The organism is Kangiella sp. TOML190 (assembly GCF_023706045.1).
Lineage (GTDB): Bacteria > Pseudomonadota > Gammaproteobacteria > Enterobacterales > Kangiellaceae > Kangiella.
In genome coordinates this window covers 1,159,091-1,175,762 of the sequence record NZ_BQYL01000001.1, presented here as the reverse complement: position 1 = coordinate 1,175,762, position 16,672 = coordinate 1,159,091, and the positions used below count along the sequence as shown (strand labels likewise).

Sequence of the window (16,672 nt, the reverse complement as noted above, 5' to 3'; positions counted from 1 at the left end):
GGATTAACCCTTTAGCCTCATGTTTTAGTCTCATACCTTTAGCCTCAAGCTGACTTCGCCCGCGTAATGACTCTCTAACTTGCCATCAACTTCCAATAATAAAGCACCAAAAGCGTCAACGCCCCTAGCGATTCCTTCAATACTGCGCTTGCCTTGGCTCAACTCCACCAGCGAACCCAAGGTTTCATCGTACTGATTCCAATTGTCGATAAAAGCTGCAAAGCCTTTTTGCTCAAAATCCATTAAGTGCTGTTGCAATTGTCGCATGATCGCTAACAATAACGACTCTCTAGCTACCAGCTCACCGCGCAGCTGCGCTAAGCTTGTCCAATCTTGAGAAATAGCAGACTGCTCAGCCAACATATTAACATTCAGGCCAGCCCCAATAATCACTTCCAAGCCGCCAGCCGCATCACCCGTTAGTTCTACCAAAATACCCGCCAACTTTTTATGCCGATGGCGAATATCATTGGGCCATTTTAACTTTAGTCCAGACCAGCCTAACGCTTGCAAAGCTTCGACCATCGCAATCCCCACCACCAGACTTAAACCGCCGAGTTGCTGCACCGGCAGCTCACAGCGCCAACCATAGGAAAAGTAAAGGTTAGCCGCCAATGGCGATTGCCAACTGCGCCCACGACGCCCCCGACCTGACGTTTGAAACTCTGCCAACACCAGATGCTGATCCTTAAAGCTTTGCTTGAGTCGCTGATTTGTCGAGTCGGTAAGAAGGTAATAGTCCTGGGTGATGGATAATTCAGCTAACTGTCTATCTAAGCTATTTTTATCAAACAAGGCCGAAGGATCATTCCAGCAATAGCCTTTGCCAGAGACGGACTCCAAACCTAAACCGTATTCTTGTAACTGCTGGATAAGCTTCCAAACGTAAGCACGGCTGACTCCCAATTCATCCGCAATTGTCTGCCCCGAGTGGAAGTCGCCATCCACCAACAATTCAATCAGTTGGCGCAACTGCTGTTCTTTATGCGGCGTTTGCGAGATTGGCATCACCAACTCGCCTCACCTAAAATCCAGACTTCAGGCTCAATCGTCACACCAAATTTTTCATCGATAGTTTTCGCCACAAATCGTGCCAGACTCAAGATATCCTTTCCAGAAGCATCACCGTAATTTACCAGCACTAAAGCTTGCTTTTTATGCACTCCCGCATCGCCCAGTCGATAGCCTTTCAAACCCGCCTGATCGATTAGCCAGCCAGCGGCCAACTTATAACGACCATCGGCAATCTCAAAGGCCACCAACTCTGGGAACTGCTGCTTGAGTTGCTGATAGCTTGAGGCAGAGACAATCGGGTTTTTAAAAAAAGAACCCGCATTACCGAGTTCTTCAGGATCGGGCAGTTTGCTTGAGCGGATCTTGATCACCGCCTCGCTCACCGCCTTTGGAGTAATTCCCGAATCGCTTAAATGGCTTAGCTCATTGCGAATAGGACCATAATCCAGTTTAAGCTTTGGTATTTTCGATAACTTCAAGCTCACCGAAGTAATAATATACTGCCCTTTCAAGGCGCCTTTAAAAATACTGTGGCGATAAGCAAAATCGCACTCTTGATGAGCAAAAACCAGCTTGTCGCCAGTGGCTAACTCAATCGCTTCCAGCTCCACAAACAAATCTTTAAGTTCGACCCCATAAGCACCAATATTTTGGATTGGCGCCGCGCCTACATTACCCGGAATCAAGGATAAATTTTCCAGACCGCAATAGCCTTTATCCAAAGTTTGCATAACCAGCTGATGCCAATTAACACCAGCGCCAGCTTTGACCAATACGTCATCGCCCTGCTCTTGATACTCAACACCTTGAATATTCGCCTGCAACAAAATATAAGGCACATGCCCAATCAGCAATAAATTACTGCCGCCACCAAGCACGAAAAAACGTTCGCTTTGATTGTTATTCAGCGCCAGCCAGCTACTAATTTCGGCCTCCGAATGAAAACTCACTAGCTGCTCACAGCTTGCCTCGATACCGAAACTATTCAGTTTTTTTAACCTGGTTTTTTGCACAAGGTTTAGCTCTTTTGAAAGATAAGCCATTGTAACAAAAGGCTTTTGAAATAGTATAGCTTTTGCTAAGGATTTGAATTATCGTACAAAATCCGTTATTGATATAGCTCCAACATTAGGAGATTTTAATGAATAAAAAATACCTTTTAGCGTTCAGTAGCCTCGCGCTAGCCTTTAGTAGCTCAATAAACGCTAAAGAACAATGGCTGCATTGCGGTCAGCTATTGGATGTGAACAGCGGAAAAATAGTCAAAGATCAATGGTTGCAAATTCAGGATAATACCATCGGTGCCATTGTCTCCAGCGCCCCTAAAAAAACCGACAACCTAATCAGCCTTAAAGACAAAACTTGTCTGCCAGGTTTAATGGATATGCACGTTCACCTTGATGGTGAAATGAACCCTAAGGCTTATATTGAAGAGTTCATACTAAATCCAGCGGATCTAGCCTATCGGGCTCATGAATATGCGCAGAGAACTTTAAACGCTGGTTTTACCACGGTGCGCAATCCGGGCGATTCCTATAATGTCACCATTTCGTTGCGCAATGCCATTAACCAAGGTTGGGTGCAAGGTCCGCGAATATTTTCCGCTGGCAAAGCAATCGGCACCACGGGCGGTCACGCCGATCCGACTAATGGCTACAATGCCCAATTGGTCGGCGATCCAGGGCCAAAGCAAGGAGTCGTCAATAGTGTTGAGGATGCTAAAAAAGCGGTACGCCAACGCTATAAAGATGGTGCTGATTTTATTAAAATCACCGCCACTGGCGGTGTTTTAAGTTTGGCCAAAAGCGGCCAAAACCCTCAATTCACCAAGCAAGAAGTTCAAGCCGTGATTGACACTGCTCAAGATTATGGAATGCATGTTGCTGCGCATGCACACGGCAAAGAGGGGATGTTGCGCGCGGTTAATGCCGGCATTACCACCATCGAGCATGGCACCTACATGGATAAAGAGGTGATGCAGGCCATGAAAAAAATGGGCACCTACTATGTGCCGACCATCTTAGCCGGTAAGTTTGTTGCCGAAAAATCGAAAATTGATGGATACTTTCCAGAAATAGTTCGCCCCAAAGCTGCGGCGGTTGGTCCTCAGATCCAAAAGACTTTCGAGCAAGCCTACCAAGCAGGGGTCAAAATTGCCTTTGGGACTGATAGCGGTGTTTCAGCTCACGGCGACAACGGCAAGGAATTTGCATATATGGTGGAAGTGGGTATGCCTGCACTAGAGGCCATTCAAAGTGCCACCCTTACGCCAGCCAAGATCTTAGACATCGACCATCAGCTGGGTAGTCTCGAAGTGGGTAAATTAGCCGATATTATTGCAGTAGATAACAACCCGCTGGAAGATATCACTAGCTTGCAAAATGTCACTTTTGTGATGAAGGATGGGCAGATCATCAAGCAGTAAGTTACCTTAAGCCAGTAACCAAAAAAAGGGCTCTGTTGAGCAAGAGGTTAACCAGTTCTGGACTTCTTAAACTTATAGAAAGATAAAGGCCCTTAATTTTAAGGGCTTTTTTAATTTTCAATCAACTACATTCTAAATGAATATTTACTTACTCAATACGTCATTCCCGCGAAAGCGGGAATCTATTCCAATGCTTGTATGATAGTTTCAGGTGGATTCCCGCTTTCGCGGGAATGACAGAAAAGTCCAGTTTGGGTTAGTGCCTTGTCTGTTGAGCCCTTTTTATTTTATGCGCTATCTTAGTTTTTCTTGCGAGCTAATCTAAATCCAGTCAAAGCCAACAGCAACCACCAACTGATGGCTCCGCCACCGCCACCAGAGCCACTATCATTAGCGGAGTTAGATAAAGTTAAACTACTGTTAGCCACTTTAATGCTGTAAGAGGCATCAGTGCCACCAATATCACCACTAGCGCCATTAGTATTTTGATAACCGGTCCAAGCACCATTCGCCCAATCAACTGGGCTGGCAGGATTGGCATCAAGCGACAGTCCCGCAAAATCTTGCACATTCAGATTCAAATCAAAATTGGTATTGCCGCTTGCACTGGAAACATTCACATTCGATGGCACGGTAAAGTTGACTAAAATGGCATCGTCAAGATACGTCGCAAAGCCCTGCAACTCTCCGCCAGCTTGGTTTTGCCAATCATTATTACTGGTAGCAATAGCGCGATTAAAGCTCGATCCATTGGCCGTTCCCGTTAAGCTAATGGTTGGGGCTAGTGTCACTGATTGGCCAGGGTACTGAACGATATTACCACCAGAGCGCCAGCGCATCGGCTTTGAAAACTGCACCCATAATCTATATTGCTGTCCGCCCGATAACACCTGATCCGTGCTCACACTCAAGCTCCGGCTGTTGCCATTGGTTTGCCAGTCGGCCGCATACACCAGTTGATCATTCTCATCAGCAATGCGCACCGACTTAACGTAAGCTGGGCCCGCTTGATGATAAAACATTAACAGTTGTGCCGGCGCTAGCTGATCACGTATTCGCGCTATGGCTGAATCGGGTGCAATAAAACCCGAATGGCTCGCGCCAGTTCCACCATAAAAAGCGCCGCCGTTTGGCTCGCCTTGGAAACCTTGCGGCGGCTCGATTTCAAGTGTCCAGGTTGGAATAAAATATTCATAGGCAAAGTAATCGGCGGTGGTTGCGATCCCAGAGCCAACTTGATCGATCACTGGAAAATAATTAGCACCTTGGCTAATGGTGGTATTTTGAAACCGAGTCGCGATATTTTGCGTGATTGCATTTAAGCGCGAATTGTTCGGCTGAGGTACAAACAGAACTCGAGAAAAAGAGTGAGTATCCTGATAAAAACGTAATCTTGATTCAGGCGCAAGCTTAGCAGCTTCTAACAGGGCTTGTGTTTCTGGCTCTGAAAAAGGATTGGTACCGCCATAGAGTAAACTCAAGGGATCCGAGTTGCCCGGCTGCACGCCGAAAAAATGTTTGGAGTTTCGATTGAGATCCACGCCATTGAGTCGATCATTCTCAGTCGCTAACACCTCATCTACATTCGGCATATTTTTACGCCGCATCCTGCCATCCCGCGGTTGAGCAAATTTATCATTAGCAGATGAATTAGCATTAGTGCCCGGACTGTTGGTGACATTGACCGGATTGCGCTGAGTTTGTAAAAAGCCATCTATATTGAGCACCGGCAAAATGACAATATTGGTGTTTTCCAGCAAATACTGCACCATGCCTTGATCCGCTTTACGCTCCATCAGCTGCTCAATCAGTTCGGTCACTACCTCAGGACTTTGCCACTCGCGAGCATGAATGGTGCCATTGACCAAAAACGCGGGCTCGGTTAGACCATCAGCGTCGGTATTGTTGGTATCACCAAATTGGTAAGCCAAAATTTCTCTGCCATTAGCGGTATCCCCAACTTTAATCGAGCTCATTTCAGGGTGTAATAGTGCCAAGCCTTGATGATGAGCCTTTAACGAATCGTAACTGCGAAAGCCGTTAATTGCCATCATCGAGTCCACCGGAATTGGCACCGGATAGCCTATCGCCATTTCAGTATTGGAATTAGTGCTTTCGGTATAGGTTAATACCTCGCTACTCGCAGCAAAGGGTAACAAAGCAGTACTCAAGGCCAATAAACTTTTTTGGATTATTTTACCCATCGTGCCACCTCCTGCTGCATATCTGCGAAGGGGATCTGATTGTTCTCAACGAACTGCCGCAATTGCCTCTTGGCATAATCGCTATCCGCGACTCGCAAAGCCAACAAAGCATGGGCCACTTGCGCGCGAGCAGCCGATTTTCCAGTAACTAGCTGTACCAATTGCTGCTGTAGCTCGCCATCTTGAGTTTTACCGATAGCATAAGCCGCCGCTGCCCCTAGTGTTTCATCACCCAAGGTCTCCAACAAGAGTGCATTGTGCCTTAACTGGCCGGGTAATTTGGCATATTCGCTTAAAGCTTGTGAAGCTAAATAGGGGTTTTCTTGGATCACAGTTTTTAATAAATCTTCTTGTTCAAAAGCTGGTAAATTCCGTAACGCCGAATTTAATAGGGAGTGCGCTTTGGCATCGACTAGTTGGGATAGCACCGCTTGATATAAAGCTTTATCTTGTGCTTGATGAGTCGCCGCAATCAGCAAAGGATCGGCCACATTTCGGGTTGCTAATAATTGACCGCTAACATCTCTTGCCTCGGCCTTAGATAGCTGCGGTACCATCTTCAGTTTTGCTTTTTCTTCAATAGCACCTTGCAAGACTAAAAACCGCTGCATAAAGATCGACGGATTTTGTTGTTTTAGTTCAGAAATTTCTAAATATTGCTGATGAATGTTATAGGTTTCCACTTTAGCCTTTGCCAAACTTGCCACATCAAATATCGCTACTGTCAAAGGTCCTTCGTCATGTAACTTATAAGCCATAGGCTGATGTCGACATGCTTGTGCTAGTACCTCTAAATCCTGCGAGTTTAAATTTTTTGCATCAAGATTTTTAATTTGCTCCAACATCAAAAATTCTTGCTGCAAACTGCTCAGCTGATTTTGACTAACTCGTTTCGCCATGGATATTTGTGCAACAATTTGCTGCTGAGAATATAAATTCTCCGACGAAATGTCAGAGATAAGAAGCGGTTTTTCAGCATTAACCGCCAGTGTGGCCAAAGATGGTAAGGCCAGCAGCACTGCTAAGCCCGTCAATACTCGTTTCATAGCTACCCCCGTAGAAGCTCTTCAACTATCCAATATAGCGGATCTCTATAAATTAGAGGCGCTTTTGTCATAAATAGTTACAAAAAAGCCAGCGCTTAGCTGGCTTAATATATTCAATATCAATGACTTAGTAATGCTTTAATTAGTCATACTGGGCCATAACCATGCAAAGGTACCTGCAGTTACTGCCGCATAAATTATTGCATCAATCAGAAAACGCACACAATTCGACCAAGGATGGCCGTACCAAATGCTATAAGGAATAGTACCAACGCCGTGAGCAAGAAAAGCAAGCACGAACACTTGCCTAAAAATCGTCATATAATCGGTACCCACTGGATAAGCTAGCGAGGCTGCGTAGGCTACCAGTAACGAGGCAAACACAAAATATAAGAATTGCTGCACTAACAACTTGCCCATGGGGGGCAAGCCATTCTGGAAAACTGTCACAACGGCGACAGGGCCTTTATTAAACTTTTCTTGAACTTCAGGCTTGCCCATATTTTTCATATCACCGCACCAAGGCATATGATACAAACCTGGCGCGGGCTTACCTGCACCGATCGCTGAAGCGACTTCATCCTCGTTGGACAAATTCTTCATATCCGCATTGTGATACTTGATCACCATATGAATAACCGCACTGGCAATCCAGCAAAATAAACCCGCTAACAAAATTGCTAGCCACAAATCCATCAAAGACACAGACATAATTTACCCCCAATAATTGTTTTAACCAGTTGAAGAATAAACTATTTTGGCATGGATTTCATATAGGCATAAAAAAGGCCTCAAATGAGACCTTTATATATTTATCGATAATAGCGTCTTCCCGCAAAAACTAACATCATTAGTATAAGCAGAAGTGATGTTGAGCCACCTCCTCCGCCACCACTCGGAGGAGGAGTAGTACCACCTCCCCCGCCAGTATTATTCGCTACAGTTGGGTCTGTTCCTGCTTGGTATTCCTCATAGTTAGTTTCACCATCATTATCTGCATCGGTATTTCTGTCAGAGGCTGATAAAGGATCTAAACCATACTGCTCTTCCCAGTCATCTGGCATTCCGTCATTATCGTCATCAGTATCAGCGTTATCACCTATACCATCAGAGTCATTATCAGATGATTCAGTTCCGTCAACCGGAAAAAGATCATCCATATCCAACACACCATCGTCATCCGTGTCAGGATTATTATCGTTCGTGCCAATTTCATTTTCTACACGAAGTGACAGGCCGTCTTGATCTTTATCAAATAAATGCAAATCATATTCCAATGGATTCATACCGAAATCCAACTCTATCTTATCAGATAGACCATCAGCATCTGAATCGGCCATATCCGGCCTAGTTCTATGTAAATATTCCTCTAAATTCGATAAACCATCATTATCAAGATCTAAATTACCGTCTGTAGGATTACTCGGATCTAAATCAATTGAAATCTCATAACTATCATCCATACCATCAGCGTCAACATCTTTAATATCTCGTGTTAAAATGTACATTTCCTCTGAATAGGCTTTTGTCGATGCTCTCATTATCAAGTAGTTATTACGCTTCGAAATAGTTTCTTCAACTCTAGAATCGGCAACAATAGCTTCTAATGATTTTAACGACTTATCAATTTTAATTAAGTCTGTACGCTCAAACAAAAAACTCTCTTTTCTTTTCAAATTGATATAACAAACACCATTATCACAATCAAAATAATTGTCATGTGTAACGTCCTTATAAGCCTCTGTATCTAAAACAGCAGTATCAATAATCTCAAAATTTGTATTAAACAAATATAAACTATGAAACTCTGATAAGCCTATAAAATAATTACCTAATGGTTTAACAGCAATATAATTACCGTACCCGGATAAAACCTTGGTAAATTCCCGAGAAGTAAAATTGTATTTGTAAAGCTCTTGCTTAAAGTCGACCTCCTTTATGAACAAGGCTACCCCCTCACTCACAGCAATTAACTTTGTGCCTATAGAAAATTCACTTGGAACACTCTCACTAATAAATGTGGGTTCTTCTTTAAGCATAAAATCAAAATAGTAGTATTTGGAACTATCCTGACTACCTTCCAGCTCAAAGAGAACACCAGATTGATTTTTTGTAACTAAAGGTTCCGAACAATCAAGATTACAAGGAATTTCAAATTCAAAGCTGTTCGAATCATTACCTTTCAAAAAGAATTCATGAGTTTGTCTCTCGGTATCTGCCCCATAAAAGAGCAAATCACCGTCATGAGCTATGAATCGTTTAAGTTTATTAGGCACACTTATTTGAGTATTCCTATCAATTGCAAATCCATAAAGGGTGCTTGGATTAGTATCGAGCGATACAGACAATGATAAGAGCTCTCCTCTATGAAATTTACTCGTTTTAGAAATTCCAAAAGCACCTGCACTACTTCGATGAACCAAATGAGTCTCACCACTTACAAGATCATAAGCTAACCTTTGGTAAATTTGGCCATCCTCTGGCACATCCAAGTAGAGGTATTTATCATCAAGTCCTATGAAGGATGGTTGAGGAGGCGTATCAAAATAATTCGGAACCGTTGATGTATCCAATAAATCAAAGTGAGAGCCGTCAATTGAGTAAAAATCACTTGACCCAGTGAAAAAATTAAAATATTTCCCTATAACTCTAGTTGAGTTTTCCAAATAAACAAACTGAGAACCTTGGTTATCCAAATTACCATTAAAATCTCTGATTAAAGCTTGCTGTTTATTAACACAGGATATTTTTCTCGGTTCTATACCATGTTCTACTGAATCAGCAAATACAAACTGTCCTAATGGTTCAGCGACTTTCCACTTAAAATCAAAATTATTTAATATAGTTTGCAGTGCTAAAGAGCCATCAGGCCTTATCTCAAAACAAGAGTTTTTAATATCCAAAACCGCACCAAACTCTGGCAAAGGGTTTGCCTCTATTAGGCTGAGTTTCCCTTCATCATGGAAAATATATTTCCATGATAAATTGCCCTCATTAACAACCAGCTGATTAAACCTAGATACCAGATCGGTATTGATGATTGCTTCCTTAAATCCATTCCCTGTAGGGCTTATATCGGCAAGAAAATAGTAACTATTATTACTTTCAACAAAATCGAACCCTACCTCATCTTTTGAATAAATATCAAAACCAAAGCCTAATTCCGCAAACACACTTTCATCTATAGATTTACTTATAATTTTGTTGTCATCACTTATTAGTATTAACTTATCATTGACGCGTTTAATTTTGGGGTTATTGGCACTATTAGTAGCGAAATTTTTATACTCTAACGTAATTTCTTGGCCGTTATTCGAATAAATATCAAAAATTTGTATATCTGGGTTATCACCCTGCATACTTTTTAAAGCGAAATAATATACTCTCCCTTCGAATTCTGTATGGTACCTTCCAAAGGAAGCTAACGAGAAAAATTCTGAAGCCTTTGTTGCTAAATTAAACTTCCACACTTCATCATTCAAAGGATAAAATATACTATTTTCATATGGATAATAATCAGCTGAGGGGTTTAAAGTTTGATCAAAATTATTGGATTCAATCGTGTAAGTATTAGTATTTAGTGTTATGTATTCACTCCTGTTCACATGTAATAGTATTTCATTATTGTTAATCGAATAAACTGAATAACTTCTCCCTGGAACTGTGGTTTCAGAAAATTTTATCACAGTCTTTAATTCAGCTACATTCGTATTACCGTCCACCCTCCATACATCCGTATCAAAAGAAACATCTTTATTTTTTGTAAAAACAAACAACTCGCCATTATGTATCAACCTCCCTACATACTCATGCTGCTGATAATCAGCCAACTCAGTAATAACTGAGCTATTATCCGACCCTATGTCAATAACTGACAACACCCTTTTTTGATTAGGCAGAGATTCAATTTGAACAAAGCTATAGATATTGTCGTTTAATATTATTGCATCATTTTCTTTATAGAAATCCAGGCTGGAGTTGCTGGATTTAACCCTATTATTATGATCTTTAAGAACTTCAAATGTATCAGCAAATACATTAGTGCTTGTAAGCAGAAGCAGAAAAAAGATATGAACAGGAATTTTAGGCATATTTCGTCTTTTTTTATTCTTTTGTTTCCCAGATTATAAAAGAATACCCTTGTATTAGCCACCTGAAATCTTTTCAATTCATACTCTGACTCAATTAGTCAATAGTAAATAAAAAGGGCCCACCTTTCGGTGAGCCCTTTTTATTTAAATAAGCGCTTGGCGATGACCTACTCTCACATGGGGAAGCCCCACACTACCATCGGCGATGAGTCGTTTCACTTCTGAGTTCGGGAAGGGATCAGGTGGTTCCAACTCTCTATGGTCGCCAAGCAAAAAACGTTGAGTATTTATACTTGAAACAAGTCCAATCAAGTAGAAGCTAGTAAACAAGCTTGAGTCACATTCGTAAGCAATGTTCATCACATTGTTATCGTTAATAAGGTTATTTGACTCACACTTTCCATGGTCGGCTAAAACCACTTGGGTGTTATATAGCCAAGCCTCGCGAGCAATTAGTACAAGTTAGCTCAACGCCTCACAGCGCTTCCACACCTTGCCTATCAACGTCGTAGTCTACAACGGCTCTTAGGAGGACTTAAAGTCCTAGGGATATCTAATCTTAGAGGGGGCTTCCCGCTTAGATGCTTTCAGCGGTTATCCTGTCCGAACATAGCTACCCGGCAATGCCACTGGCGTGACAACCGGAACACCAGAGGTTCGTCCACTCCGGTCCTCTCGTACTAGGAGCAGCTCTCTTCAAATATCCAACGCCCACGGCAGATAGGGACCGAACTGTCTCACGACGTTCTGAACCCAGCTCGCGTACCTCTTTAAATGGCGAACAGCCATACCCTTGGGACCGGCTACAGCCCCAGGATGAGATGAGCCGACATCGAGGTGCCAAACACTACCGTCGATATGAACTCTTGGGTAGTATCAGCCTGTTATCCCCGGAGTACCTTTTATCCGTTGAGCGATGGCCCTTCCATACAGAACCACCGGATCACTATGACCTACTTTCGTACCTGCTCGACGTGTCTGTCTCGCAGTTAAGCTGGCTTATGCCATTGCACTAACCTCCTGATTTCCGACCAGGATTAGCCAACCTTCGTGCTCCTCCGTTACTCTTTGGGAGGAGACCGCCCCAGTCAAACTACCCACCACACACTGTCCTCGATCCGGATAACGGACCTGAGTTAGAACTCAAAACATACAAGGCTGGTATTTCAAGGTTGACTCCACGCATACTGGCGTACACGTTTCACAGTCTCCCAGCTATCCTACACATGCAGGCTCTAAGTCCAGTGTGAAGCTGTAGTAAAGGTTCACGGGGTCTTTCCGTCTAGCCGCGGGTACACAGCATCTTCACTGCGATTTCAATTTCACTGAGTCTCGGGTGGAGACAGTGTGGCCGTCGTTACGCCATTCGTGCAGGTCGGAACTTACCCGACAAGGAATTTCGCTACCTTAGGACCGTTATAGTTACGGCCGCCGTTTACCGGGGCTTCGATCAAGAGCTTCGACCTAAGTCTAACCCCATCAATTAACCTTCCGGCACCGGGCAGGCGTCACACCCTATACGTCCACTTTCGTGTTTGCAGAGTGCTGTGTTTTTGATAAACAGTCGCAGCCACCTGGTATCTTCGACCGCCAACAGCTTACGGAGCAAGTCCGATCACCATCAGCGGCGCACCTTCTCCCGAAGTTACGGTGCCATTTTGCCTAGTTCCTTCACCCGAGTTCTCTCAAGCGCCTTAGTATTCTCTACCTGACCACCAGTGTTGGTTTGGGGTACGATCGGTTATTATCTGAAGTTTAGAAGATTTTCCTGGAAGCAGGGCATCAACCACTTCAGTCCCGTGGGACTTCGTCGTCAGCTCTCAGCCTTAGGTGTCCGGATTTGCCTAAACACCCAGCCTACTACCTTAAACGCGGACAACCGTCGCCGCGCTGGTTTAGCCTTCTCCGTCTCTCCATCACAATAATAACCGGTACGGGAATATTAACCCGTTTCCCATCGACTACGCATCTCTGCCTCGCCTTAGGGGTCGACTCACCCTGCTCCGATTAGCGTCGAACAGGAACCCTTGGTCTTCCGGCGTGCGGGTTTTTCACCCGCATTAACGTTACTCATGTCAGCATTCGCACTTCTGATACCTCCAGCAAACCTCCCGGCTCACCTTCAACGGCTTACAGAACGCTCCTCTACCATGCGATACTTCCTTAAACTCACTTACTCTAGAACACCTCACCGACTCAACGTTCGGAGGCGCTTTGTTCGCACAAAAAACGTGCTCACTGCTCTACAGCAAATAAACTTAAGTGAAGTATCGCATCCGCAGCTTCGGTGGTATGTTTAGCCCCGTTACATCTTCCGCGCAGGCCGACTCGACTAGTGAGCTATTACGCTTTCTTTAAAGGGTGGCTGCTTCTAAGCCAACCTCCTAGCTGTCTAAGCCTTCCCACATCGTTTCCCACTTAACATACACTTTGGGACCTTAGCTGGCGGTCTGGGTTGTTTCCCTTTCCACGACGGACGTTAGCACCCGCCGTGTGTCTCCCGCGATTGTACTCCTGGGTATTCGGAGTTTGCATCGGGTTGGTAAGTCGGGATGACCCCCTAGCCGAAACAGTGCTCTACCCCCCAGGGTAAGACGCGAGGCTCTACCTAAATAGATTTCGAGGAGAACCAGCTATCTCCCGGTTTGATTAGCCTTTCACTCCAATCCACAGTTCATCCCCTCATTTTGCAACATAAGTGGGTTCGGTCCTCCAGTAAGTGTTACCTCACCTTCAACCTGACCATGGATAGATCACCGGGTTTCGGGTCTACCTCCAGCAACTAAACGCCCTATTAAGACTCGGTTTCCCTACGGCTCCCCTAAACGGTTAACCTTGCTACTGAAGAGTAAGTCGCTGACCCATTATACAAAAGGTACGCAGTCACTAGACTAAAATCTAGCTCCCACTGCTTGTAAGCATGCGGTTTCAGGTTCTATTTCACTCCCCTCACTGGGGTTCTTTTCGCCTTTCCCTCACGGTACTGGTTCACTATCGGTCGACAGAGAGTATTTAGCCTTGGAGGATGGTCCCCCCATGTTCAGTCAAGATATCACGTGTCCCGACCTACTCGTTTTCACTTAAAACGCGCTTTCGTGTACAGGGCTATCACCTCGTATCGCTGGACTTTCCAGACCATTCCACTAACGCATAAGAAGCTTAAGGGCTAATTCCCGTTCGCTCGCCGCTACTAAGGAAATCTCGTTTGATTTCTGTTCCTACGGGTACTTAGATGTTTCAGTTCCCCGCGTTCGCCTCTTTATCCTATGTATTCAGATAAAGATAATGACCTTACAGTCACTGGGTTTCCCCATTCGGAAATCCCGGGATATCACGTTTGTTGTCAACTCCCCCGGGCTTATCGCAGACTACCACGTCCTTCATCGCCTTCTGTCGCCAAGGCATCCACCGCATGCTCTTAGTCACTTGACTATATAACCCCAAATAGTTTTCGATCACTTCGCTTAACCAGGCCTTTTGTATAGCCCTAGCCAACCTCAGCAATCACCACTTCGGTATCTTCAAATAACCGTATTACGTGTTAACAATTCCGACTTCGAATCGCTAACGCCAACATGATGAATACAAATTCGCTTACAAAATTATTAAAACTCTTTTGTTACTCATTTACTTTGCTTCTACCTAATTGTTAAAGAACTCGCTCTGGTATAAATACCCAGAGCAAAACCTTCTGGTTTTGCTCTAAATACTTAAACAATCGGTCAATGGTCGTTTTTTGTGCTTTAGCGCGGCAGTTACGCAGAAAGTTTACTCTAGTAAACGACTAAGTAACTAACAATGCTAAACGCAAAAATGGTGGAGCTAAGCAGGATCGAACTGCTGACCTCCTGCGTGCAAGGCAGGCGCTCTCCCAGCTGAGCTATAGCCCCTTATCTCGTCCTTTTGCCGCTCATTATCGTTGCTCTTGCGTTTCGACTCAGTCATTACCCTGATGGTAACTCCTTCGCTCAACACTCAAGCGCCTCAAGTAGCAACAAAATTACTTCGTAAGATGTGCTTCGGTTAAAAGCATTGATACTCAATTTTGTGTCAAAGCGCGACGGTTTCGTCGGGAAGTTTATTAAAAATAAACGACCAAGAAACCAACAAAGCTTTACGCAAAATTTGGTAGGTCTGGGCAGACTTGAACTGCCGACCTCACCCTTATCAGGGGTGCGCTCTAACCAGCTGAGCTACAGACCTATTATCTGTCTTGTTACAGACACACATGGCCTGCACAACCGATTGTTCCATTCTATAAGACAATTTGTGTGAACACTTACGAAACGTTGCATCGTTGTCGTTAAGGAGGTGATCCAGCCGCAGGTTCCCCTACGGCTACCTTGTTACGACTTCACCCCAGTCATCAACCACACCGTGGTAACCGCCCGATATTAAGCTAGCTACTTCTGGTGCAATCAACTCCCATGGTGTGACGGGCGGTGTGTACAAGGCCCGGGAACGTATTCACCGTGGCATTCTGATCCACGATTACTAGCGATTCCGACTTCATGCACTCGAGTTGCAGAGTACAATCCGGACTACGAACAGCTTTGTGAGATTAGCTCCCCCTCGCGGGTTGGCAACCCTCTGTACTGCCCATTGTAGCACGTGTGTAGCCCAGGTCGTAAGGGCCATGATGACTTGACGTCGTCCCCACCTTCCTCCGGTTTGTCACCGGCAGTCTCCTTAGAGTTCTCAACTAAATGTTAGCAACTAAGGACAAGGGTTGCGCTCGTTACGGGACTTAACCCAACATCTCACGACACGAGCTGACGACAGCCATGCAGCACCTGTCTCAGAGTTCCCGAAGGCACCAATCCATCTCTGGAAAGTTCTCTGGATGTCAAGACCTGGTAAGGTTCTTCGCGTTGCATCGAATTAAACCACATGCTCCACCGCTTGTGCGGGCCCCCGTCAATTCATTTGAGTTTTAACCTTGCGGCCGTACTCCCCAGGCGGTCTATTTATCGCGTTAGCTACGCCACTAAGCATTTTAATATGCCCAACAGCTAATAGACATCGTTTACGGCGTGGACTACCAGGGTATCTAATCCTGTTCGCTACCCACGCTTTCGCACCTCAGCGTCAGTATCAGTCCAGGGGGTCGCCTTCGCCACTGATGTTCCTCCAGATCTCTACGCATTTCACCGCTACACCTGGAATTCCACCCCCCTCTACTGTACTCTAGATAACCAGTATCAAATGCAGTTCCCAGGTTGAGCCCAGGGCTTTCACATCTGACTTAATTATCCGCCTACGCGCGCTTTACGCCCAGTAATTCCGATTAACGCTTGCACCCTCCGTATTACCGCGGCTGCTGGCACGGAGTTAGCCGGTGCTTCTTCTATAGGTAACGTCACAGCCACTAAGTATTAATTAGCAACCTTTCCTCCCTATTGAAAGTGCTTTACAACCCGAAGGCCTTCTTCACACACGCGGTATTGCTGGATCAGGGTTGCCCCCATTGTCCAATATTCCCCACTGCTGCCTCCCGTAGGAGTCTGGGCCGTGTCTCAGTCCCAGTGTGGCTGATCATCCTCTCAGACCAGCTACAGATCGTCGCCATGGTAGGCCATTACCCCACCATCTAGCTAATCTGACGCAGACTCATCAAATAGCGAGAGCTTATAAATAGAGGCCCCCTTTACACCGTAGTGCACATGCGGTATTAATCAGAATTTCTTCTGGCTATCCCCCACTACTCGGTAGATTTCTACGTGTTACTCACCCGTCCGCCACTCGTCAGCCAGAGCAAGCTCTGCTGTTACCGTTCGACTTGCATGTGTTAAGCATACCGCCAGCGTTCAATCTGAGCCATGATCAAACTCTTCAGTTTAAAGTTTTGCGAGACTGGAAAATAGTCTCTAATCTTTTGCTCAATGAATCACC

General features: G+C 44.7%; 7 protein-coding genes, 2 tRNA genes and 3 rRNA genes. 1 reads left to right on the top strand and 11 read right to left on the bottom strand.

What is annotated here, in order from left to right:
- Positions 1 to 30: 30 nt before the first annotated feature.
- Positions 31 to 1,008 (bottom strand): bifunctional biotin--[acetyl-CoA-carboxylase] ligase/biotin operon repressor BirA, encoded by a 978-nt coding sequence (gene birA / locus NFS34_RS05690; protein ID WP_251358979.1) that lies wholly within the window; start codon positions 1,006 to 1,008, stop codon positions 31 to 33.
- Positions 1,008 to 2,057 carry a UDP-N-acetylmuramate dehydrogenase gene (gene murB, locus NFS34_RS05685; RefSeq protein ID WP_285834448.1) on the bottom strand — a complete coding sequence of 350 codons (1,050 nt, stop codon included), beginning with the start codon at positions 2,055 to 2,057 and terminating at the stop codon, positions 1,008 to 1,010. The genes birA and murB overlap by 1 nt, the downstream gene beginning before the upstream one ends.
- 98 nt (positions 2,058 to 2,155) lie before the next feature.
- Here murB and NFS34_RS05680 point away from each other — a divergent pair, with 98 nt between their 5' ends.
- A complete protein-coding gene (locus NFS34_RS05680; RefSeq protein WP_251358977.1) occupies positions 2,156 to 3,439 on the top strand; it encodes an amidohydrolase family protein in 1,284 nt (427 codons plus the stop codon).
- Between the two features lie 299 nt (positions 3,440 to 3,738).
- On the opposite strand, the gene NFS34_RS05675 is transcribed toward NFS34_RS05680, so the two are convergent.
- The 9 genes from NFS34_RS05675 to NFS34_RS05635 all read right to left on the bottom strand — a co-directional run bounded on the left by NFS34_RS05675 (position 3,739) and on the right by NFS34_RS05635 (position 16,619).
- On the bottom strand, positions 3,739 to 5,643 hold the full coding sequence (locus NFS34_RS05675; RefSeq protein WP_251358976.1) for a M14 family zinc carboxypeptidase: 1,905 nt from the start codon (positions 5,641 to 5,643) through the stop codon (positions 3,739 to 3,741).
- Positions 5,631 to 6,689, bottom strand: coding sequence for a hypothetical protein (locus tag NFS34_RS05670; RefSeq protein ID WP_251358975.1), 1,059 nt, complete (start codon positions 6,687 to 6,689; stop codon positions 5,631 to 5,633). Before NFS34_RS05670 ends, NFS34_RS05675 begins: the two co-directional genes overlap by 13 nt.
- Positions 6,690 to 6,827: 138 nt before the next feature.
- The gene (locus tag NFS34_RS05665) at positions 6,828 to 7,400 is read right to left on the bottom strand and encodes a hypothetical protein (protein WP_251358974.1); all 573 of its coding nucleotides are present in this window, start codon (positions 7,398 to 7,400) and stop codon (positions 6,828 to 6,830) included.
- Between the two features lie 101 nt (positions 7,401 to 7,501).
- Complete coding sequence (locus NFS34_RS05660) at positions 7,502 to 10,780, bottom strand: thrombospondin type 3 repeat-containing protein (RefSeq protein WP_251358973.1); 3,279 nt, start codon at positions 10,778 to 10,780, stop codon at positions 7,502 to 7,504.
- Between the two features lie 154 nt (positions 10,781 to 10,934).
- A 5S ribosomal RNA gene (gene rrf, locus NFS34_RS05655) occupies positions 10,935 to 11,050 on the bottom strand.
- Positions 11,051 to 11,211: 161 nt separating this feature from the next.
- Positions 11,212 to 14,212: ribosomal RNA gene (locus NFS34_RS05650) — 23S ribosomal RNA — on the bottom strand.
- Between the two features lie 382 nt (positions 14,213 to 14,594).
- Positions 14,595 to 14,670, bottom strand: a tRNA-Ala gene (locus tag NFS34_RS05645).
- Positions 14,671 to 14,906: 236 nt separating this feature from the next.
- A tRNA-Ile gene (locus NFS34_RS05640) sits at positions 14,907 to 14,983 on the bottom strand.
- A gap of 101 nt (positions 14,984 to 15,084) precedes the next feature.
- A 16S ribosomal RNA gene (locus tag NFS34_RS05635) occupies positions 15,085 to 16,619 on the bottom strand.
- Together the 16S, 23S and 5S rRNA genes with 2 tRNA genes alongside form the textbook arrangement of a ribosomal RNA operon.
- Positions 16,620 to 16,672: the final 53 nt, after the last annotated feature.

Excerpts from the sequence above, each read along its gene's own strand:
- birA (WP_251358979.1), bottom strand. The coding sequence starts at position 1,008 with ATGCCAATCTCGCAAACGCCGCATAAAGAACAGCAGTTGCGCCAACTG.
- murB (WP_285834448.1), bottom strand. The coding sequence starts at position 2,057 with ATGGCTTATCTTTCAAAAGAGCTAAACCTTGTGCAAAAAACCAGGTTA.
- NFS34_RS05680 (WP_251358977.1), top strand. The coding sequence starts at position 2,156 with ATGAATAAAAAATACCTTTTAGCGTTCAGTAGCCTCGCGCTAGCCTTT.
- NFS34_RS05675 (WP_251358976.1), bottom strand. The coding sequence starts at position 5,643 with ATGGGTAAAATAATCCAAAAAAGTTTATTGGCCTTGAGTACTGCTTTG.
- NFS34_RS05670 (WP_251358975.1), bottom strand. The coding sequence starts at position 6,689 with ATGAAACGAGTATTGACGGGCTTAGCAGTGCTGCTGGCCTTACCATCT.
- NFS34_RS05665 (WP_251358974.1), bottom strand. The coding sequence starts at position 7,400 with ATGTCTGTGTCTTTGATGGATTTGTGGCTAGCAATTTTGTTAGCGGGT.
- NFS34_RS05660 (WP_251358973.1), bottom strand. The coding sequence starts at position 10,780 with ATGCCTAAAATTCCTGTTCATATCTTTTTTCTGCTTCTGCTTACAAGC.